This is a genomic window from Hoeflea marina, from assembly GCF_003182275.1.
In the GTDB taxonomy this organism is placed as follows: domain Bacteria; phylum Pseudomonadota; class Alphaproteobacteria; order Rhizobiales; family Rhizobiaceae; genus Hoeflea; species Hoeflea marina.
The window spans coordinates 717,791-737,960 of record NZ_QGTR01000003.1 but is presented as its reverse complement, the minus strand read 5'-3'; the positions used below and the strand labels follow the sequence as shown (position 1 = coordinate 737,960).

The 20,170-nt window shown below is 65.6% G+C and carries 17 protein-coding genes; 14 read left to right on the top strand and 3 right to left on the bottom strand.

Features of this window, described 5'->3' with window-relative positions:
* Window positions 1–226 precede the first annotated feature (226 nt).
* The gene (locus DFR52_RS14695; protein WP_110032695.1) at window positions 227–922 is read right to left on the bottom strand and encodes a hypothetical protein; all 696 of its coding nucleotides are present in this window, start codon (window positions 920–922) and stop codon (window positions 227–229) included.
* A 186-nt stretch (window positions 923–1,108) separates the two neighbouring features.
* Window positions 1,109–4,060 (bottom strand): DNA polymerase I, encoded by a 2,952-nt coding sequence (polA, locus tag DFR52_RS14690; protein ID WP_110032694.1) that lies wholly within the window; start codon window positions 4,058–4,060, stop codon window positions 1,109–1,111.
* A gap of 371 nt (window positions 4,061–4,431) precedes the next feature.
* Between polA and DFR52_RS14685 the strand changes: the two genes are divergently transcribed.
* From DFR52_RS14685 to DFR52_RS24300, 11 genes are all read left to right on the top strand, one after another.
* Window positions 4,432–5,832, top strand: coding sequence for a M20/M25/M40 family metallo-hydrolase (locus DFR52_RS14685; protein ID WP_110032693.1), 1,401 nt, complete (start codon window positions 4,432–4,434; stop codon window positions 5,830–5,832).
* Window positions 5,833–5,919: 87 nt separating this feature from the next.
* Window positions 5,920–8,106, top strand: coding sequence for a transglycosylase domain-containing protein (locus DFR52_RS14680; protein ID WP_110032692.1), 2,187 nt, complete (start codon window positions 5,920–5,922; stop codon window positions 8,104–8,106).
* A gap of 226 nt (window positions 8,107–8,332) precedes the next feature.
* Window positions 8,333–10,249 carry a molecular chaperone DnaK gene (gene dnaK / locus DFR52_RS14675; RefSeq protein WP_110032691.1) on the top strand — a complete coding sequence of 639 codons (1,917 nt, stop codon included), beginning with the start codon at window positions 8,333–8,335 and terminating at the stop codon, window positions 10,247–10,249.
* Window positions 10,250–10,379: 130 nt separating this feature from the next.
* Window positions 10,380–11,513, top strand: a complete 1,134-nt coding sequence (gene dnaJ / locus DFR52_RS14670; RefSeq protein WP_110032690.1) for a molecular chaperone DnaJ — start codon at window positions 10,380–10,382, stop codon at window positions 11,511–11,513.
* A 123-nt stretch (window positions 11,514–11,636) separates the two neighbouring features.
* Window positions 11,637–12,260: a phospholipid N-methyltransferase PmtA gene (pmtA, locus tag DFR52_RS14665; protein WP_425351189.1), complete on the top strand. Its 624-nt coding sequence runs from the start codon at window positions 11,637–11,639 to the stop codon at window positions 12,258–12,260.
* 80 nt (window positions 12,261–12,340) lie between these two features.
* Window positions 12,341–12,922, top strand: coding sequence for an NADPH-dependent FMN reductase (locus DFR52_RS14660; protein WP_110032688.1), 582 nt, complete (start codon window positions 12,341–12,343; stop codon window positions 12,920–12,922).
* A 105-nt stretch (window positions 12,923–13,027) separates the two neighbouring features.
* A complete protein-coding gene (gene pyrF / locus DFR52_RS14655) occupies window positions 13,028–13,756 on the top strand; it encodes an orotidine-5'-phosphate decarboxylase (protein ID WP_110032687.1) in 729 nt (242 codons plus the stop codon).
* Between the two features lie 20 nt (window positions 13,757–13,776).
* Window positions 13,777–14,070, top strand: a complete 294-nt coding sequence (locus tag DFR52_RS14650) for a DUF1330 domain-containing protein (RefSeq protein ID WP_110032686.1) — start codon at window positions 13,777–13,779, stop codon at window positions 14,068–14,070.
* 122 nt (window positions 14,071–14,192) lie between these two features.
* A complete protein-coding gene (locus DFR52_RS14645) occupies window positions 14,193–15,173 on the top strand; it encodes a complex I NDUFA9 subunit family protein (protein WP_110032685.1) in 981 nt (326 codons plus the stop codon).
* Between the two features lie 74 nt (window positions 15,174–15,247).
* On the top strand, window positions 15,248–15,958 hold the full coding sequence (locus tag DFR52_RS14640; protein WP_245415345.1) for a sulfite exporter TauE/SafE family protein: 711 nt from the start codon (window positions 15,248–15,250) through the stop codon (window positions 15,956–15,958).
* Window positions 15,959–16,129: 171 nt separating this feature from the next.
* Complete coding sequence (locus DFR52_RS24300; protein WP_146215616.1) at window positions 16,130–16,333, top strand: hypothetical protein; 204 nt, start codon at window positions 16,130–16,132, stop codon at window positions 16,331–16,333.
* Between the two features lie 72 nt (window positions 16,334–16,405).
* Here the strand turns inward: DFR52_RS24300 and DFR52_RS14635 are convergent, their stop codons facing one another.
* On the bottom strand, window positions 16,406–17,212 hold the full coding sequence (locus DFR52_RS14635; protein WP_110032683.1) for an undecaprenyl-diphosphate phosphatase: 807 nt from the start codon (window positions 17,210–17,212) through the stop codon (window positions 16,406–16,408).
* 170 nt (window positions 17,213–17,382) lie between these two features.
* Between DFR52_RS14635 and DFR52_RS14630 the strand changes: the two genes are divergently transcribed.
* The 3 genes from DFR52_RS14630 (at window position 17,383) to DFR52_RS14620 (ending at window position 20,138) form a co-directional block, all read left to right on the top strand.
* Window positions 17,383–18,075 (top strand): glutathione S-transferase family protein, encoded by a 693-nt coding sequence (locus tag DFR52_RS14630; protein ID WP_110032682.1) that lies wholly within the window; start codon window positions 17,383–17,385, stop codon window positions 18,073–18,075.
* A gap of 63 nt (window positions 18,076–18,138) precedes the next feature.
* On the top strand, window positions 18,139–19,269 hold the full coding sequence (gene queG / locus DFR52_RS14625) for a tRNA epoxyqueuosine(34) reductase QueG (protein WP_110032681.1): 1,131 nt from the start codon (window positions 18,139–18,141) through the stop codon (window positions 19,267–19,269).
* Window positions 19,266–20,138 (top strand): SDR family oxidoreductase, encoded by an 873-nt coding sequence (locus tag DFR52_RS14620; RefSeq protein ID WP_110032680.1) that lies wholly within the window; start codon window positions 19,266–19,268, stop codon window positions 20,136–20,138. The genes queG and DFR52_RS14620 overlap by 4 nt, the downstream gene beginning before the upstream one ends.
* The last annotated feature ends 32 nt before the right edge of the window (window positions 20,139–20,170 follow it).

The following is a 20,170-nucleotide window of genomic DNA, read 5'->3' as shown; positions in this document are numbered from 1 at the left end:
ATGATGATCCCCGTGAAGTTTCAAGAATGCTTCACACATCACAGCTCATCCCCAGCGTCAACAAAGCCGGTGATGAGCATGTCTCACAATGCGGTGATGCCGCGACCGTGGCGGCCCGGTCCGTGGGGCTGCGCCGGTGCAACCGTGGCCGGGGACCGGCGAGGGGCCTGCCGATCCCCGGCATCAGCATGGCGGCGAGGCCGCCATCCCGATCAGTAGGGCTGGGTCAGCCGCCGCGCCGCCACATGGTCACGGCCGAGCCGTCGGCGAGCGTGCCCGAGAAGTAGTTGAGGCCGTCTCGGTTGAGCGTCGCCACCACCGTCCGCCGGTCCGGCGCCATCACGGTGAGCGGGGCGTCATAGCCGGTGAAGGAATGGCCGAGCGACCAGCGCGCGGCCTGCGCCAGCTGGACGTTTGCACAGCCCCGCGTCGTCAACGCGCCGGCGTTGGAGCTCTTCATCTGCAAGTTCACGCCGGAACTGATATCGACCGCACAGCCGCAATCGCTGCGACCGTCCGTGATCGTCCAGATGCCCTTCAGGTCCTGCTCGGTGCGGATCCGGTCGGTTGCGATGCCCTGCGCCACCGCGCCGCCGAGCGGGCCGGCGACCCGGGCGCCGATGTTGCTGATCAGGTTCCGCGTCACGTTGCGCTTGATGTTGTTGCCGATGGCGTTCTTGGCGAAATCGGCCCCCTTCGCCGGCTTCGGCGGCGGGCCGCCCGCCAGGGTGATGCTGCATTGGCCGCCCGGGGCCGAAGCGGTGGCCGCAAAGGCCGACTGCGTACCGGCTCCGGCGGAAGCCGACGTAGCGGAAGGTGCACTGGCCGTGGCCATCGCGCCGGCGGTCGATGTCTGGCCGGATTGACAACCAGCAAGCGCCAGCGCCGCGGCCAGCGCCGCAAGGTAGTGTGGTTTCGTCATTGGTGTCCCCTCAAGGCCGGTTCTGCCGGCGGCTTGAGGAAAACAGACATGAGGGCTCCGCCTCATCCCGCATTTGGGGGAGAGGCGAAGAAAAACCTTGGCCTCGCCCGAAAGTGCTGCGGTTTCGTAATCACCGCACGCATGACTTGGAAAAAGCGGGTGCGAATCGTGGGAATCTGAAGTGCCTTAGTGCGCCTCGTCCCAGTTGCGCGCCGACCGGGCGTCCACCCGAAGCGGCACGCGCATCGCCACCGCGGGCATGGCGGCATGCTCCATCACCGACACGATCACCGGAATGGCCTTGGCCGCCTCGGCTTCCGCGGTTTCGAACACCAGTTCGTCGTGGACCTGCAGCAGCATGCGGGCGTTGACCCCGGCCGCCTCGAGCGCATCCTCCATCCGCACCATGGCGCGGCGTATGATGTCGGCGGCCGCACCCTGGATCGGGGCATTGATGGCTGCGCGCTCGTTGAAGGCGCGCACCTGCGGATTGGGGGAGCGGATCTCGGGATAATGCGCCCGGCGTCCGAAGATGGTCTCCACATAGCCGTTCTCACGCGCCTGCGCCTTGGTCTCGTCCATGTAGTCGCGGATGCCGGGAAACCGTTCGAAATATCTGCGGATGTACTCGCCCGCCTCCGAGCGCTCGATACCGAGCTGATTGGCAAGCCCGAATGCCGAGATGCCGTAGATGATGCCGAAATTGATCGCCTTGGCGCGGCGGCGGACCTCCGACGGCATGTCCAGGACCGGAACGCCGAACATTTCCGAAGCGGTCATGGCATGAATGTCGATGCCGTCGGCGAAGGCCTGGCTGAGTTGCGGAATGTCGGCGACATGGGCCAGAACCCGAAGTTCGATCTGGCTGTAGTCGGCGGAAATCAGCACATTGCCGGGCTCGGCGATGAAGGCGGTGCGGATCTTGCGGCCCTCGGCGGTGCGGACCGGAATGTTCTGGATGTTGGGGTCGGACGAGGACAGCCGTCCGGTCGTCGTCGCGGCCATGGCAAAGGAGGTGTGAACCCGCTTGGTCTGCGGATGGATGAAGCCCGGCAGGGCATCGGTGTAGGTCGATTTCAGCTTGGTCAGCTGCCGCCAGTCGACGATCTTGCGCGGCAGCGGGTGGCCGGCCGCCGCCAGGTCCTCGAGCACCTGCGCCGACGTCGACCACTGTCCCGATTTCGTCTTCGAGCCGCCGGGCAGGCCCATCCTGCCGAACAGGATGTCGCCGAGCTGCTTGGGCGAGCCGACATTGAAGCTTTCGCCCGCCAGATCGTGGATCTCCGCCTCCAGCGCCGCGGCACCCTGGGCCAGTTCGCCCGAAAGCCGCGACAGGATCTGCCGGTCGATGGAAATGCCGCGCTCCTCCATCCGCATCAGCACCGCCGCCAGCGGCCTTTCGAGCCGCTCATAGACCGACGTCAGGCCGTCCGCCACCAGCCTGGGCTTCAGCACATGCCACAGGCGCAGCGTCACCTCCGCGTCTTCGGCGGCGTAGGCGGTCGCCTTGTCGATCTCGACCTGGTCGAACCCGATCAGCCCCTTGCCGGATCCGGCAACGTCCTTGTAGGCGATCGGCTGATGGCCGAGCCAGGTTGCCGACAGCGCATCCATGCCATGGCCGCCACGGCCGGCGTCGAGCACGTAGGACAAGAGCATGGTGTCGTCGAAGCCGATGATGCGGATCCCGTGCCGGCCCATGACCAGCATGTCGTATTTCAGGTTCTGTCCCACTTTGAGCACCGACGGGTCTTCCAGCAGCATCCTGAGCTCCGCCAGTGCCGCATCGAGCTTCATCTGCCCCTCGGCCGGGCCGCCGCCCAGCAGGTCGCCGATGCCGGTGATGTGGGCAAGCGGCACATAGGCGGCGCGGATCGAGAAAGTCCCCGCCTCCGGAGTGCCCACCGGAAGCGCGAGCGAAAACCCCACCAGATCGGCCTGCATCGCATCGAGAGAGGTGGTTTCGGTGTCGAACGCAAACAGGCCGGCCTCGCGGGCGGCGTCGCACCAGGCCCTCAGCGTCTCGGCATCGCGGATGGTGACATAGGCCGTGGTGTCGATCTTCGCCGCCACGGCGAGCTCGGCGCGGCGCTGGGCCACCGATCCGGGATTTCCGCCGCCGCCGTCGGGTGGCCTGTTGCCGTCCGCCGCCGGAGATCCGCCGGCCTCGCCGGGATCGAGGTCCGGGCCGTGGGCGGCTTCGGGCGAATCGATGGCGATGGTCGCGGCGGCGATTTCGGCCGCCTCCGTGTGGGTGGCTTCGGCCACCCGGCGGGTCAGGGAGGTGAACTCCATCGCCTTGAGGAAGGCGATCAGCTTCGGACCGTCGAGCGGATTGAGAAACAGCGAATCGAGATCTTCGGTCACGGCGACATCGTCGCTCAGCCGCACCAGCTGGCGCGACAGGCGCGCCTTGTCGGCATTGGCGATGATGCTCTCGCGGCGCTTGGGCTGCGGAATCTCCTCCGCCCGCGCCAGCAGCGTGTCGAGATCGCCGAACTCGGTGATCAGCTGCGCGGCCGTCTTGGGGCCGATGCCCGGAATTCCTGGAACATTGTCGACCGAGTCGCCGGTCAGCGCCTGCAGGTCGATCATCTTTTCCGGCGGGACTCCCCATTTCTCGATGACCTCGGCCACGCCGATATGCCGGTCCTTCATGCCGTCATACATCGACACTTTCGGGCCGACGAGCTGCATGAGGTCCTTGTCCGACGAGATCACGGTCACGTCCGCGCCGGCTTCGCGCGCCATCCGCGCATAGGTGGCGATCAGGTCGTCGGCCTCGAAGCCCTCCATCTCGATGCAGGGCAGGTCGAAGGCGCGCGTCGCCTCGCGGATGACCGAGAACTGCGGCACCAGATCCTCCGGCGGCGCCGACCGGTTGGCCTTGTAGTCCGGATAGAGCGTGTTGCGGAACGTCTTGGACGAATAGTCGAAGATCACCGCGAAATGCGTCGGCGTCACGCCGACCGAGGTGTCGCGCGCCTCCGAGATCAGCTTCCACAGCATGTTGCAGAAGCCGGCCACGGCGCCCACCGGCAATCCGTCGGATTTGCGGGTAAGCGGCGGCAGCGCATGATAGGCCCGGAAAATGTATCCGGAGCCGTCGACGAGAAAGAGATGGTCACCTTGTTTCATGCTGCAACGACTACCGCGACCTTTCCCCGAGGTCTAGCGCGCTGATCGCGGCCGGTGCTTTTTTGCCGGTCCCGGGCTGGATCTCGGCGGCGCGCGGCATCACGGATTCGTTACAAAACCGTAATGTGGCCTGTCCTTGAAATACCACAATTGCAGGCCCAATTCATTCTCATCGGCAATAAACAAGCCGCCGTCTGGTTCACCGGCTCGTCCCCCGCCGCGACCAGGCTAGGACAAGGGCCTCCCCGCCCCTCTTCTGGCCCTTGTCCCCGGATATGCCGCCATGGTCCCCCCTCCGGCCATGGCGGCTTTTCTTTTTCGGCGCGCGGGCGATAGGATCGCGGCTCCTGATTCCCTCCCGGAGACCCAGCATGTCAGACCTGTCCGCCGTTCTAGCCCACACCGACACGACCCTGAATGTGAGCCTCGAACGGCTGTTCGAACTTCTGCGCATTCCCTCGATTTCCACCGATCCGGCCTTTGCCGCAGAATGCCGCAGGGCCGGGCAGTGGCTCGTCGATGCTCTGACCGAACTCGGTTTCACCGCCGAACTGCGCGACACGCCGGGCCATCCGATGGTCGTCGCGCACCATCCGGGCGCCACCGCCGATGCGCCGCATGTGCTGTTCTACGGGCATTACGATGTCCAGCCGGTCGATCCGGTCGAGCAGTGGCAGACCGCGCCTTTCGAACCCTCGCTCAGGGAATATTCGCCGGGCCGCAAGGTGATCACCGGCCGGGGGTCGGCCGATGACAAGGGCCAGCTGATGACCTTCGTCGAGGCCTGCCGCGCCTACAAGACGGTCTCGGGATCGTTGCCGTGCCGCGTGACCATCCTGTTCGAGGGCGAGGAGGAATCCGGCTCGCCCTCGCTCAAACCGTTCCTCGAGGCCAACGCCGCCGAGCTGAGGGCGGACTGCGCCCTGGTCTGCGACACCAACATGTGGGACGCCGATACGCCGGCGATCTCCGCCGGCCTTCGCGGCCTGGTCGGTGAACAGATCACCATCACGGCCGCCGACCGCGACCTGCATTCGGGTTATTTCGGCGGGGCCGCCGCCAATCCGATCCACATCCTCGCTCGTATTCTCGCCGGTCTGCATGACGCCGACGGCCGCGTCACGCTGGACGGCTTCTATGACGGCGTCGAGGAAACGCCGGCCGAGATCCTGGCCATGTGGGACACGCTCGGCCGCACGGCCGAAGGCTTCCTCGGCGAGGTCGGGCTGTCCATTCCGTCCGGAGAAAAGGGCCGCAGCGTCCTGGAGCAGACCTGGGCCCGGCCGACCGCCGAGGTCAACGGCATCATCGGCGGCTATACCGGGGAAGGCTTCAAGACGGTGATTGCCGCCCAGGCATCGGCGAAAGTGTCCTTCCGGCTGGTCGGTAAGCAGGATCCCTCAGCCATCCGCGCCGCCTTCCGCGCCTATGTCGAATCGCTCGTTCCCGCCGACTGTTCGGTCAGCTTCCATGCCCATGGCGGCTCGCCGGCCATTCAGCTTCCCTATGATTCGCCGCTGCTCGGCACCGCCCGCGAGGCCTTGTCGGACGAGTGGCCGCAGCCGGCGGTGATGATCGGCATGGGCGGCTCGATTCCGATCGTCGGGGATTTTCAGACTCTGCTCGGCATGGAATCGCTGCTTGTCGGCTTCGGGCTTGCCGACGACCGCATCCATTCGCCCAACGAGAAATACGAACTGCAGTCGTTCCACAAGGGAATGCGCTCCTGGATCCGCATCCTGGCCGCCCTGGCAGAGCGCAAGGATGACTGAACCCGATGTGCGGTTTCCTTAACCGCACCTTAAAGCGGCCCGATTACGGTGTTCCTGATCACGCGGAATCAGGAACACCGGACATCCATGGCGCGAAAGACAACCAGCCGCGACCGCATTGAGCCGAGCTTCGACTCCATCCAGCCGCGAACCGGAAAGCGGTCCCTGGCCGATGATCGCGTCGCCAAGCCTTCGGCAGCGCGCGCGCCCTCGCGTCGCAAGCCGGCCGGCAAGCGCGGCAGGGGCAAGGGCGGCGCCCGGGGCGGCAAGCGCCGGGGCGGATTTGTCGGGGTGATCCGCGGCCTGGTCTACTGGTGTTTCGTGCTCGCCATCTGGGGCGGCATCGGCGTGGCGGGCGTCGTCGCCTACTATGGCGCGCGCATGCCCAGCGCATCGACCTGGGCGGTGCCGGACCGGTCTCCCAACGTCAAGATCGTGTCCGTCAGCAACGACGTCATGGCCAATCGCGGCGCCACTGGCGGCGAGGCGCTGCTGCTGGGCGACATGTCGCCCTATATCCCCGAAGCAGTCATCTCGATCGAGGACCGCCGCTTCTATTCGCATTTCGGCATTGATCCGATCGGTCTTGCCCGCGCCGTGGCGACCAATCTCTTCGCCGGCCGCACGGTCCAGGGTGGCTCGACCCTGACCCAGCAGCTGGCCAAGAATCTCTTCCTGTCGCCGGAGCGCACGCTCGAGCGCAAGGTGCAGGAGGTCCTGCTCTCGTTCTGGCTCGAGCACAAGTTCACCAAGGACCAGATCCTGGAAATGTATCTCAACCGGGTCTATTTCGGCTCAGGCTCCTATGGCGTCGAGGCTGCCTCCAGGCGCTATTTCAACAAGCCCGCCCGGGATGTGGGCCTGGCCGAAGCGGCGCTTCTGGCCGGTCTGCTCAAGGCGCCGTCGCGGCTGTCGCCGGCTCACGACCCGCAGGCCGCCGAGGAACGGGCGCAGGTGGTGCTGAAGGCGATGAGCGATGCCGGCTACGTCACCGACAGCGAAATCGCCACCGCGCTGACCAGACCCCAGACCCGAGCCAAGAGTTACTGGACCGGATCGGAGAACTATGTCGCCGACATGGTCATGGATCGCCTTCCGGCGCTGATCGGCCCGGTTACCGAGGACCTGGTGGTGGAGACCACCATCGATTTCCATCTCCAGAGTGAGGCGGAGAGGGCGATCCGCGATGCCATCGCTGACAGCGGCGAAAAACTCGCCGTCAGCCAGGGAGCCCTGGTGTCGCTGGACGGCACCGGCGCCGTCCGCGCGCTTATCGGCGGCCGCGACTATTCCACCAGCCAGTTCAACCGGGCGGCCGATGCCCGGCGCCAGCCTGGTTCGGCGTTCAAGCCCTTCGTCTATGCGGCCGCGCTCGAAATCGGCCGGACGCCGGAATCCGTGCGCAACGACGCGCCGGTCAGGATCGGTGACTGGACGCCGGAGAACTACGATCAGAAATACCGCGGCGCCGTCACGCTGTCGGACGCGTTGGCCGAATCGCTCAACACCATTGCGGCGCAGCTGGTCATGGAGGTGGGCCCGCAGCAGGTCATCAAGACCGCCCGCCGCCTCGGCATCGAGTCGCCGCTGCAGGCCAACGCCTCCATTGCGCTCGGCACCTCCGAGGTGACGCTGCTTGAGCTGACATCGGCTTACGCCCCCTTCATGAACGGCGGCTACAAGGCCACCCCGCACGTCATCCGCAGGGTCACCACGCTGGACGGCCGGGTCCTTTTCGAGAATGCCTACGAGCATCCTCCCCGGGTCATCGATCCCGCGGTCAATGCCATGATGAACCAGATGCTGGCGCGGGTCGTGCAGGAGGGCACCGGCCGGAGCGCGCGGCTGGATGGATGGCAGGCGGCGGGAAAGACCGGGACCAGCCAGTCGTTCCGCGATGCGCTGTTCGTCGGCTACACCGCCAATCTCACCACCGGCGTCTGGTTCGGCAACGACGACGGCAAGCCGATGCGCAAGGTGACGGGGGGTGGGCTGCCGGCGCAAGCCTGGCATGCCTTCATGCAGGCGGCGCACAAGGGCGTCCCCGCCATCGGTCTCCAGCTTGGAAACCCGGCTCCCCCGGCTTCCGTCGGGAGTCCTGTCGGCTCGGGGCAGGATCCGGTGGCCGGTCTGCTGCAGGGTCTGCTGCCCGTTCCTGCCTCGTCCGATCGTCCGACCGCCGCCCGGCAGGACGGGCCGACGCCGCCCGCCGAGATCGGCGCGACGCAGAGTCGTCAGAAAACCACCCTGCTCGACCTGATCCTGGGAAATTGAGCCACAAAAGGCGTCCAACTGCGCATTGCGCCCGCCGCAGCGGCTTGCAGTCTGGAATGGGTATTCATATATACGCCGCATAGCCACGGTGGGTTTGTCCCAAGGCAGGCCGATCCGTGGCAACGGATAAGGGTAGAATGCCCCGATCCGCAATCTTGTCCCGTTAGGGGCTGTCGATGGGAATGCCTCACCGGGTCCCGGCAGCTCGCTTCAAGGAGAATGCAGAATGTCAAAAGTTATTGGTATCGACCTCGGAACCACAAACTCCTGCGTGGCCGTCATGGACGGCAAGGACGCACGGGTCATCGAGAACGCGGAAGGCGCCCGCACCACGCCCTCCATGGTGGCATTCAACGAAGACGGCGAACGTCTCGTTGGCCAGCCGGCCAAGCGCCAGGCGGTCACCAACCCCGAAAACACCCTCTTTGCCGTCAAGCGCCTGATCGGCCGCCGCTATGAGGACAAGGCCGTGACCAAGGACAAGGAACTTGTCCCCTTCAAGATCGTGCGCGCCGACAATGGCGATGCATGGGTCGAAGCTGAAGGCCAGGCCTATTCGCCCTCGCAGGTTGCCGCCATGGTGCTGCAGAAGATGAAGGAAACGGCGGAAGCCTTCCTCGGCGAGAAGGTCGAGCAGGCCGTGATCACCGTTCCCGCCTATTTCAACGACGCCCAGCGGCAGGCCACCAAGGACGCGGGCAAGATCGCCGGCCTTGAAGTGCTGCGCATCATCAACGAGCCCACCGCGGCAGCGCTCGCCTATGGTCTCGACAAGACCGAGGGCAAGACCATTGCCGTCTACGATCTGGGTGGCGGCACCTTCGACGTCTCCATCCTGGAAATCGGCGACGGCGTCTTCGAGGTGAAGTCGACCAATGGCGATACCTTCCTTGGCGGTGAAGACTTCGACATGCGTCTGGTCAGCTACCTCGCCGACGAGTTCAAGAAGGACCAGGGCATCGACCTGAGGAAGGACAAGCTCGCCCTGCAGCGGCTCAAGGAAGCCGCGGAAAAGGCCAAGATCGAGCTGTCATCGGCTTCCCAGACCGAAATCAATTTGCCCTTCATCACCGCCGATGCATCGGGTCCGAAGCATCTGACGATGAAGCTGACCCGCTCGAAGTTCGAGAGCCTGGTCGATGATTTCGTCCAGCGCACCATCGCTCCGTGCAAGGCCGCGCTGAAGGATGCCGGGCTCAAGGCTGCGGAAATCGATGAAGTGGTTCTGGTCGGCGGCATGACCCGCATGCCCAAGATCCAGGAGGTCGTGAAGCAGTTCTTCGGCAAGGAGCCGCACAAGGGCGTCAATCCCGATGAAGTCGTTGCGATGGGCGCGGCGATCCAGGGTGGCGTGCTGCAGGGCGACGTCAAGGACGTGCTGCTGCTCGACGTCACGCCGCTGTCTCTCGGCATCGAGACGCTGGGCGGTGTCTTTACCCGGCTGATCGACCGCAACACGACGATCCCGACCAAGAAGAGCCAGGTGTTTTCGACCGCCGAAGACAACCAGAATGCGGTGACGATCAACGTGTTCCAGGGCGAACGCGAGATGGCTGCCGACAACAAGAGCCTCGGTCGCTTCGACCTGGCCGGTATTCCGCCCGCACCCCGCGGTGTGCCGCAGATCGAAGTCACCTTCGACATCGACGCCAACGGCATCGTCAACGTGTCGGCCAAGGACAAGGGCACCGGCAAGGAGCACCAGATCCGCATCCAGGCGTCGGGTGGCCTGTCCGACAGCGATATCGACGCGATGATCAAGGAAGCCGAAACCAACGCAGATAGCGACAAGAAGCGTCGGGCCGTGGTGGAAGCAAGGAACCAGGCGGAAAGCCTGATTCATTCCTCTGAAAAGTCGCTCAAGGACTACGGCGACAAGGTTTCCGCGGATGACCGCAATGCCATCTCCGAAGCCATTGCCGCGCTCAAGGAAGCGGTCGAGGCCTCCGAACCGGATGCCGAGACCATCACCTCCAGAAGCCAGGCGCTGATGGAAGTCTCGATGAAGCTCGGCCAGGCCATGTATGAAGCCAACCAGGCCGAGGCCGGAGCTGACGACGAGGGTCCTGCCGAAAGCAACGACGAGAAGGTCGTTGACGCGGACTTCGAAGAAGTCGAGGACGACGACAAGAAGTCGGCCTGACCGGCCACGACACTGCGGGATCCGGCGAAAGCCGGATCCCGTTCCTGTTCGGGGTCCGGCCGGCACCATCGCGTGTCTGTTTCGGACTGCCCGGGCACCCGGATAATCATCGGGATATCGGCGGAGAAACATGGCCAAGGCTGACTTTTACGAAACGCTCGGTGTGGCGCGCGGCGCTGAGGAGAAGGAACTCAAGGGTGCCTTCCGCAAGCTTGCAATGCAGTTTCACCCGGATCGCAATCCGGGCAATGCGGATGCCGAGCACAAATTCAAGGAAATCAACGAGGCCTACGAGACCCTCAAGGATCCGCAGAAACGCGCGGCCTATGACCGGTTCGGCCATGCCGCCTTCGAGCAGGGCGGGCCCGGAGGGATGGGCGGAATGGGCGCGGGCGGTGGCTTCTCCGACATTTTCGAGGATATTTTCGGCGACATGATGGGTGGCGGCCGCCAGCGCCGCTCCGCCGGCGGCCGCGAACGCGGCGCCGATCTGCGCTACAACATGGAGATCTCTCTCGAGGAGGCCTATTCCGGCAAGACCGCGCAGATCCGGGTCCCGACCTCGATCACCTGCGATGTCTGCAGCGGATCCGGCGCCAAGCCCGGCACCAAGCCGACCACCTGCAGCACCTGCGCCGGGGCCGGCCGCGTCCGCGCCGCCCAGGGCTTCTTCTCCATCGAGCGAACATGCCCGACCTGCCATGGCCGCGGCCAGATCATTTCCGATCCGTGCGTCAAGTGCGGCGGCCAGGGCAGGGTGACCGAGGAACGGTCGCTGTCGGTCAACATTCCCGCAGGCATCGAGGACGGCACCCGCATCCGGCTTTCGGGCGAGGGCGAAGCCGGTGTTCGCGGCGGGCCGTCGGGCGACCTCTACATCTTCCTGTCGGTGCGTCCGCATCCCTTCCTGCAGCGCGAGGGTGCCGATCTCTACTGCACCGTGCCGATCTCCATGACCACGGCGGCGCTCGGCGGCAAGTTCGAACTCTCGACCATGGATGGCACGAAGTCGCGCGTCACGGTGCCAGAGGGGACCCAGAACGGCAAGGAGCTGCGCATGCGCGGCAAGGGCATGCCGGTGCTGCGCTCTGCCCAGAAGGGCGATCTGTATGTCCGCATTTCCATCGAGACTCCGCAGAATCTCAGCCGCCGCCAGCGCGAATTGCTCGCCGAGTTCGAATCACTCTCCTCCAAGGAAAACAGCCCCGAATCGTCGGGCTTCTTCTCGCGCATGAAGGGCTTTTTCGACACGCTGACCGATTGAGACGCAACCGCGCTTCCGTCGCGCAGCCGTGCGTCCATTAGAATATGATGGACCTGACGGCGGCGAGGTCCCATAAAGGCCTTGTTTGAGCGCCATCAAAGCTTCTGAACGAGGCTGCCGCCGGTGGCGGATCGACGTTGGGGAGCAGCCGTGAGTTTTGGGTTTCAAGCGCGAATTGCACGACGATTTGACGAGGAAATCCGCTTCTTCAAGGGCTGGATACACGGCCCGAAGACCGTCGGCTCGATCATGCCGACATCGCTCACGGCCGCCCGCAGCATGGCGAGCCTGATCGATCCGGCCTCTGGGCTGCCCGTACTAGAATTGGGGCCGGGCACCGGCGTCATAACCCGGGCCATCCTGGCTCGAGGCCTTGCGCCCGAAAAGCTGGTTTCCATCGAATACTCCGCCGAGTTCCACGCGCGGCTGACCGCCGACATGCCGGCGGTGAACTTCATCCGGGGTGACGCCTTCAACCTCGCATTGACGCTGGGCCCGTGGCGCGAGCAGACATTCGATTCGGTCGTCTCGGGAATCCCGCTGCTGAACTTCCCCATGGAGCAGCGCGTTGCGCTGCTCGAGGACCTGTTGGACCGGGTTCCGCCAGGTCGCCCGGTGGTGCAGTTCTCCTATGGTCCATCATCGCCGATCGCGCCGCGCCGAGGCAGTTACACCGTCGCCCACCATGACTTCGTCATGCGAAACGTGCCGCCGGCCCGCCTCTGGGTCTACCGCCGCGGGATCTGAATTGCGCCGGTCCCGGCTGGACATTGAAGCCCGATGCTGCAGAAATGCCGGGCAGCGGAATTGACCGCTTGGAGTCAGCCATGCCAGCGCGCATTCTCGTGTTCCCCGGATCCAATCGCACCGGGTCGTTCAACGCGAAGCTGGCGGCAGCCGTGTCGGTGGAGCTTGCCAACCAGGGCGCGGACGTCACGCGGATCTCGCTCGCCGATTACCCGCTTCCGCTGGTCGATGAGGATCTCAAGGCGGAAAACGGCATACCGGACAACGCCATGCGGCTGGGCCGGGTGATCGCCGCCCATGACGGCGTCTTCATGTGCTGTCCCGAGTACAATTCATCTATCCCGCCGCTGCTCAAGAACACCATCGACTGGGTCAGCCTGATCTCCCGCGACGGCGATCGTCCGTTCAAGCCCTGGGCTGACCGCTTCGTTGCGCTGGGTTCGGCGTCCGACGGCAAGTTCGCCGGCATCCGCGGCCTCTACCACGTCCGCTCGGTGATGATGAACGTCGGCGCCCAGGTGATTTCCGAGCAGTGCTCCGTCAGCTTTGGCGAAAGCGCCTTCGACGCGGACGGCCGCATCATCGATCCGGTGACGACCGCGCGGCTGAAGAAGGCCTGCAGGTCGCTGATCGAATTCTGCGCCGTCATGAGCAGGCGATGACGGGCAGCGCGGCGGAAAAACGTTGTGGCGAGCGCACACCGCCGCCCCGGACTCTTGCGGGCCGGGATCGGCTGTGGCACGAGCGGGGAGCAAAAGGAGCGACGGATGGCGGTTGAACAGGCTCGGGTGGCGGACGCCACCCTGGAAGGCGCGGATGGCAGGCTGATCGTGGCGCTCGACGTGCCGACGCGGGCGGAGGCGGAGGCGCTCGTCGCCCGGCTTGGCGATACGGTCTCCTTCTACAAGATCGGCTACCAACTGGCCTTTGCCGGCGGTCTGGATTTCATCCGCGAGCTCAAGGCCGGCGGAAAGCGCGTCTTCCTCGACATGAAGTTGCTCGACATCGACAACACCGTGGCGAAGGCGGTAGAGACCATCTGCCGGATGGATGTCGACATGCTGACCGTGCACGCCTATCCCGGAACCATGCGGGCGGCGGTTGCCGCGGCTAGCGGCTCGCCGCTCTGCCTGCTCGGCGTCACAGTGCTGACATCGATGGATTCCGCCGATCTTGTCGAGGCTGGCTATGTGCTCGAAGCGGCCGGACTGGTTCATCGGCGGGCCGCCCAGGCAAGCGCTGCCGGCATGGGCGGCATCGTCTGCTCGGCCGAAGAGGCCGCGGCCGTGCGCGGAATCGTCGGCCCAGCCATGGCCGTCGTCACGCCGGGCATCCGCCCCTCGGGCGGGGAGAAGGGCGACCAGAAGCGGGTCATGACTCCCACGGACGCGCTCGCCGCCGGCGCGTCGCATCTGGTGGTCGGCCGGCCGGTCGTGCATGCCGATGATCCGGCCGCCGCCGCCCGCGCCCTTGTCGCCGAGATGAACGGTCGCTGAAACACACCCGGGAGACAATCATGGCCAAGGGATACTGGATCGGGCGCGTGGATGTTCGCGACGCCGAAGCCTACAAGGGATACATGGCGGCGGCTGCCCCGGCCTATGCGGAGCATGGCGCGGTCTTCCTCGTCCGCGGCGGCCGCTTCGAGGCGGCCGACGGCCAGGCTCGCGCCCGCAATGTCGTCATCGAGTTTCCGAGCTACGAGGCGGCGCTGGCCTGCTTTCAAAGCGAGACCTATCAGAACGCGCGCAAGATCCGGATGGCCTTTTCGGAGGGTGACCTGATCATCATCGAGGGCCACGACGGCTGATTTGGCCCCGCGGCGCCGGTTTGCCGCCCTCCGCGCGATCAGGGCTCTTCACCTCGCGCGGGATATTGACTAAGACCCATTGAGCGCCGGGCGATTCCGGCCGACGACACAGGAGCGCCGCCATGCAGACCCAGTCCATTCCCAGGCTCGTCACGGTATTCGGCGGATCCGGTTTTGTCGGCCGCCATGTCGTGCGCGCGCTTGCCCGCCGCGGCTACCGGATCCGGGTGGCGGTGCGCCGTCCCGACCTCGCCTTCCATCTTCAGCCGATGGGCGGCGTCGGCCAGATCGCCGCCGTGCAGGCCAATCTGCGCTACCGCAATTCGATCGAACGGGCGATCCAGGGTGCGGACCACGTGGTCAACTGCGTCGGCATCCTGTTCGAATCCGGCCGCAACACCTTTGATTCGGTCCAGGACTTCGGAGCTCGCGCCATCGCCGAGGCCTGCCGCGCCGAGGGCATTGGCCTGACCCACATTTCCGCGCTCGGCGCCGACATCGAATCCGAGTCCGCCTATGCCAGCGCCAAGGGCCGGGCGGAGGAAGCCATCCGAAGGATTCTGCCGGATGCGGTGATCCTGCGCCCCTCGATCGTGTTCGGCCCCGAGGACGGGTTCTTCAACAAGTTTGCCGAGATGGCGCGCTTCTCGCCGGTCCTGCCGCTCATCGGCGGCGGCGTGACGAAGTTTCAGCCGGTCTATGTCGGAGACGTTGCCGAGGTGGTGGCCCGCAGCGTCGATGGCACGATCGCTGCCGGCCGGACCTATGAACTGGGCGGTGCCGAGGTTCTCAGCTTCAGGCAGTGTCTGGAGGCCATGCTTGCCGTGATCCAGCGCAAGCGCATGCTGGTGTCACTTCCCTGGGGCCTCGCCTCGATGATCGGCAGCATCGCCGGCGCCATTCCGCTCATCGATCCGCCTCTGACCAGTGACCAGGTGACGCTGCTGCGAACCGACAACATCGTGTCCGAGGCGGCCGCCCGCGAAGGTCGCACGCTCGAGGGCCTCGGCATCAGAGCCGTGACGGTTGAAGCCATCCTGCCCACTTATCTGGTCCGTTTCCGGCCCCAGGGCCAGTTCACCGGTTCGGGCAAGAAGGCCTGACCCTGGAGGTCCTGCAGGCAGGCTTCGCCGAGCTGCTGCCAGCCGGCCTGTCGCCGACGGCTGCGGCGCTGCTGGTGCTGGTTAGCTTCTTCACCTCGGCGCTCACCATCGCCGCAGGCATCGGCGGCGGCCTGGCGCTGCTGGCGATCATGACCTATCTGGTGCCGATTGCCGCGCTTATTCCCGTGCACGGCATGGTGCAGCTGGGGTCGAACATCGGCCGCGCGACGCTGCTTCGCAGCCACATCGCCTGGCCCTGCGTGCTGGCGTTCCTGGCCGGCGGCATCCCCGGAGCCTGGTTCGGCGGTCTTGCGGTGGGCTGGGTGGACGAATCGGTGATGACGCTGACGCTTGGCCTGTTCATTCTCGGCCTGACCTGGACGCCGCTGCCGGCCATGGCCGGGATTTCGACCCCCGGCTACGTGCTCACCGGAGCCGTCACCTCGTTCCTCACCATGATCTTCGGCGCGACCGGTCCGTTCAACGCGGTCGTCCTGTCCAAGGCCTTCGCCAGCCGAATGCGGTTGGCGGCGACGCTGGCCGCCATCATGTCGGTGCAGCATCTTCTCAAGTTCGCGGCCTTTTCACTGATCGGCTTTGCCTACGGACCGTGGCTCCCGCTGATCGCCCTGATGATCATCACCGGCCTGGCGGGCACCTGGGTGGGACGGTTTGCGCTGATCAGGACCTCGGAGCGCTCCTTCCGGTTCGTCTTCAGCGTCTGCCTGTCGCTTCTGGCGCTGGATCTGATCCGCCGCGGTGTTGCAGGAATGCCCCATGCTTAGGGATGATTTAATTTTTTTGCGGTCAACTGTGTCTCGACCGTGTTTCGGTATTGAACCGATTTAGGAGCACAGGTATATCCCGCCCGCCCGCAGCCGGGATCGATGTCTCCGGCGTGGCATGGAAGTCGTATGCAGCCTCCGTCGCCGGACCGTTTCGGGCAGCGGAGGCAAATGGAAGACGTCGTCGTTCAACGTCGCAATACAGTCTCTCAGGACAGAAAATTCATGGCCAAAACAGTCGTTTCCGCGTTCGCCTTTGCGGTTGTCGTCATCCTGTCCGCGTCGGCGTTTGCGCCGCGCAGCATCGCCGAGGCAGGCAATGGCTGCGACCCGGCCTACGGCATCGAGCCTTGCCTTCGCCAGGCCTCCCGCTGACGCGCATCGTCCTGTCTTAGAGTCGGGCGGAACCGGTTGGTCCCGGCCCGGCAAACGCGCACAGGCTGCCTGTCAGCCGACCAGCCATAATCCGACTAGTCCAAGTCCGCCCACCAGTATCCGCCACCAGGCGAACACGGCGAAGCCGTGGCGCGAGACGAAGTCGAGCAATCCGCGCACGACCACCACGCCCGCGATGAAGGCGACGACAAATCCGGTGACGATTGCCGCGATGTCGGATTCGCCCAGCAACGCATAGTTCTTGTAGAGATCGAGCGCGAAGGCGCCTGCCATTGTCGGCATTGCCAGGAAGAACGAGAACTCTGCCGCCGAGCGCTTGTCGGCGCCCAGCAGCAGCGCGCCGACGATTGTGGCACCGCTGCGCGATGTGCCGGGCACCATGGCCAGACACTGGAACAGCCCGATCTTGAAGGCCAGCGACAAAGGATAGTCCATTACATCGGTGTGGCGCGGTTCGAGCTTCATGCGGTCCACGGCCAGCAGCACGATGCCGCCGACGATCAGGACCACGCAGATCAGGGCCGGACTCTCGAACAGCACGCTCTTGATGAAGTCATGGGCCAACGCGCCGATCACCGCCGCCGGCAGGAATGCCAGCAGCACGGCTCCCACGAAATACCGGGCGCGGGCGCTGTTGGGCAGGTCGGTCACCAGCTTCCACAGCCGCGCGGAGTAGACGGTCAGGATGGCGAGAATTGCGCCCAGCTGAATGAGAACCTCGAAGCTGTTGCCCGGTGACTTGAAGCCGAGAAAGTGCCCCGTCAGCAGCAGATGAGCGGTCGAGGAGACCGGAATGAACTCGGTCAGGCCTTCGATGAGCCCCAGAAAGGCTGCGCCGACGAGTGTGGTATCGGTCATGTCGAAAAAGTCTCCCGTGGGCCAAAAACGGCCACTGTTCTGGTCAAGGGTGCAACTCCGGCGCCGGTGATTCGCTTGTCTTGAACCCGGCCAGTCCCTATAGCTTGGTTTCAGGAATCCTGACCAGCCCCGCCTCCAGGCGTTCAGAGCAAAGCGAACATTCAGCGTCCATGCCAGTCCTCTATCACCACCCCGCCTCCGCCGCCTCGCGCTTCATCCGCCTCTGTTTTGCCGAGATGGATTTCGAGGCCGACATGATCGAGGAGCGGACCTGGGAGAAACGCGCCGAGTTCCTCAGGCTCAATCCCGCGGGCCATCTGCCCGTCTGCGTCGCCGCCAACGGCCAGGCGCTGTGCGGGCCGCATGTGATCGCCGAATATCTCGATGAATCCTTCGGCGTGTTCAAGCGCGACCGGCGGCTCTTGGCCGAGGATCCCTACAAGCGCGCCGAGACCCGGCGCCTGATCGAGTGGTTCCTGATCAAGTTCGAGCATGACGTCACCACGCCGCTGACCCGGGAGCGCGTCATCAAGCCGCAGATGCGCTCCGACGACGGCGGCGGCGCCCCTGATTCGAAAGTGCTCCGCACCGCGCGCGCCAACATCCGCCAGCATCTCAAATATCTCTCCTGGCTTGCCGGCTCGCGGCCATGGCTGGCCGGTGACCGCCTGAGCTATGCCGATCTCGCAGCCGCAGCCGCCATCTCGGTGCTGGACTATCTGGGCGAGGTCGACTGGAAGGACAGCCCGCAGGCCAAGGACTGGTATCAGCGGGTCAAATCGCGTCCCTCCTTCCGACCGCTGCTGAGCGACCGCATCCGCAACATGCCGCCGGTCGCCCACTATGCGGATCTCGATTTCTAGCCGGTGGCCGGTTTGCCCCAGACCTCCCGCCCCCCTGCGCCGGACCGCTCTCCGCCTGCAAGGATGCGGGCGATCCTGGCGGCAGAGGCTGAAGCCCTAGGCTTCGTGGCCTTCGGCGTGGCCGCCCCGGACGCACTCGGCGCAGCCGCGCAGCGGCTTCGCAGCTTCGTGGAGCTGGGTCGCCACGGCTCGATGACCTGGATGGCGGAGACGCTCGATCGGCGCGCCGATCCGCAGACGCTGTGGCCGGAGGTCAGGTCGGTCATCATGCTGGCGATGAATTATGGTCCGGACATCGACCCGCGGGCGACGCTTGAGCAGCGGGACCGGGCGACGATCTCGGTCTATGCCCGCAACCGCGACTATCATGATGTCGTCAAGGGACGCCTCAAGCAGCTTGCCGGCCGCCTGGCCTCGCTCGGCGCTGCCGGCGTCAAGGTGTTTGTCGACACTGCGCCGGTGATGGAAAAGCCGCTCGCCGCCCTTGCCGGCCTGGGCTGGCAGGGAAAGCACACCAACCTGGTCAGCCGGCAGCACGGGTCCTGGCTCTTCCTGGGCGCCATTTTCACGACGGCCGAACTGGAGCCGGACGTCGCCGAGACGGACCATTGCGGCTCCTGCCGCGCCTGCCTCGATGTCTGTCCGACCGATGCGTTTCCCGCCCCCTACCAGATCGACGGGCGGCGCTGCATCTCCTACCTGACCATCGAGAGCAAGGCGCCCATCCCCGTCGAGTTCCGCAAGCCTATCGGCAACCGCATCTATGGCTGCGACGATTGCCTCGCCGCCTGTCCGTGGAACAAGTTCGCCACCGCGGCCAGCGAGGCCAGGCTGAGTGCCCGCCACGATTTGATGGCGCCGCCGCTTCAGTCCTTCCTGGCGCTCGACGATGCCGGCTTCCGCGCGGTGTTCTCCGGCTCTCCGGTCAAGCGCATCGGCCGCGACCGCTTCCTGCGCAACGTGCTGATTGCGGCCGGCAACAGCGGCTCGCGCGCTCTGCTGGCGCCCTGCGAAGCGTTGCTCGCCGATCCGTCCCCGCTGGTCCGCGGTGCCGCGGTCTGGGCGGTGTCCATGCTCGCCGATGTCCGCCGCCTTGCGGCGCTGGCGACCGAGCACGCAGGGGAATCCGATTTGACAGTGAGCGATGAATGGCGTCTGGCATGCGCGCCCGCGATCGCCAAGGAGCCCGAATGAACCTGATGATCTTCGGTGCCGGATTTTCCGGCCTCGCCATCGCCCGCCACCTGGCGCCGGTCTGTCTGGAGATGAGCGGAACCACTCGCAGCGCCGCCCGTTTCGATGACCTGCGCCGGGCGGGTCTTCATCCGCTGATCTATGCGGGCGGTGAACCGGGGCCCGACCTGCTGGGGCGGCTTTCGGCGGCCACCCATCTGGTGGCCTCGATTTCGCCCGACCAGGGCGGCGATCCGCTGCTCGGGCTGTTCGCCGCCGGTCTCAAGGCGCTGGCGCCCGATCTGTGCTGGGTCGGCTATCTGTCGACGGTCGGTGTCTATGGTGATCATGGCGGCGAATGGGTCGATGAGGACAGTGAGTGCCGGCCCGTGTCCCGTCGCTCCGTCGCCCGGCTCGCGGCCGAACGCGGCTGGGCCAGGCTGTGTGCCCGCGACCAGGTGACGCTCGCCACATTGCGGCTCTCCGGCATCTACGGCCCGGGCCGCAATGCCCTGTGCAATATCGATCGCGGCACCGCGCGGCGGCTGGTCAAGCCCGGCCAGGTTTTCAACCGCATTCACGTGGCCGACATCGGCGCCGCCGCGGCGATGCTGGCCGAGCGACAACTCGGGGGCATCTACAACATCACCGACGACGAGCCCGCCCCGCCCCAGGACGTGGTCGCCTATGCGGCCGGGCTGGCGGGAGTCGCTCCGCCGCCGGAAACCGACTTTGCCACCGCCGACCTCTCTCCGATGGCGCGATCCTTTTACGGAGAGAACAAGCGCGTGGCCAATTCTCGCATCAAGGCGCTTGGCTACAGCTTCAGCTTTCCCGATTATCGCGCAGGTCTCTCGGCGCTGTGGGAAGGCAACGGCTGGCGCGGCTGAGATCTGCACTGTAACATACCGCAACATGACTT

Bases quoted from the DNA above. Each gene is read 5' to 3' on its own strand.
- DFR52_RS14695 (WP_110032695.1), bottom strand. From the start codon at position 922: ATGACGAAACCACACTACCTTGCGGCGCTGGCCGCGGCGCTGGCGCTT.
- polA (WP_110032694.1), bottom strand. From the start codon at position 4,060: ATGAAACAAGGTGACCATCTCTTTCTCGTCGACGGCTCCGGATACATT.
- DFR52_RS14685 (WP_110032693.1), top strand. From the start codon at position 4,432: ATGTCAGACCTGTCCGCCGTTCTAGCCCACACCGACACGACCCTGAAT.
- DFR52_RS14680 (WP_110032692.1), top strand. From the start codon at position 5,920: ATGGCGCGAAAGACAACCAGCCGCGACCGCATTGAGCCGAGCTTCGAC.
- dnaK (WP_110032691.1), top strand. From the start codon at position 8,333: ATGTCAAAAGTTATTGGTATCGACCTCGGAACCACAAACTCCTGCGTG.
- dnaJ (WP_110032690.1), top strand. From the start codon at position 10,380: ATGGCCAAGGCTGACTTTTACGAAACGCTCGGTGTGGCGCGCGGCGCT.
- DFR52_RS14660 (WP_110032688.1), top strand. From the start codon at position 12,341: ATGCCAGCGCGCATTCTCGTGTTCCCCGGATCCAATCGCACCGGGTCG.
- pyrF (WP_110032687.1), top strand. From the start codon at position 13,028: ATGGCGGTTGAACAGGCTCGGGTGGCGGACGCCACCCTGGAAGGCGCG.
- DFR52_RS14650 (WP_110032686.1), top strand. From the start codon at position 13,777: ATGGCCAAGGGATACTGGATCGGGCGCGTGGATGTTCGCGACGCCGAA.
- DFR52_RS14645 (WP_110032685.1), top strand. From the start codon at position 14,193: ATGCAGACCCAGTCCATTCCCAGGCTCGTCACGGTATTCGGCGGATCC.
- DFR52_RS24300 (WP_146215616.1), top strand. From the start codon at position 16,130: ATGGAAGACGTCGTCGTTCAACGTCGCAATACAGTCTCTCAGGACAGA.
- DFR52_RS14635 (WP_110032683.1), bottom strand. From the start codon at position 17,212: ATGACCGATACCACACTCGTCGGCGCAGCCTTTCTGGGGCTCATCGAA.
- DFR52_RS14630 (WP_110032682.1), top strand. From the start codon at position 17,383: ATGCCAGTCCTCTATCACCACCCCGCCTCCGCCGCCTCGCGCTTCATC.
- queG (WP_110032681.1), top strand. From the start codon at position 18,139: ATGCGGGCGATCCTGGCGGCAGAGGCTGAAGCCCTAGGCTTCGTGGCC.
- DFR52_RS14620 (WP_110032680.1), top strand. From the start codon at position 19,266: ATGAACCTGATGATCTTCGGTGCCGGATTTTCCGGCCTCGCCATCGCC.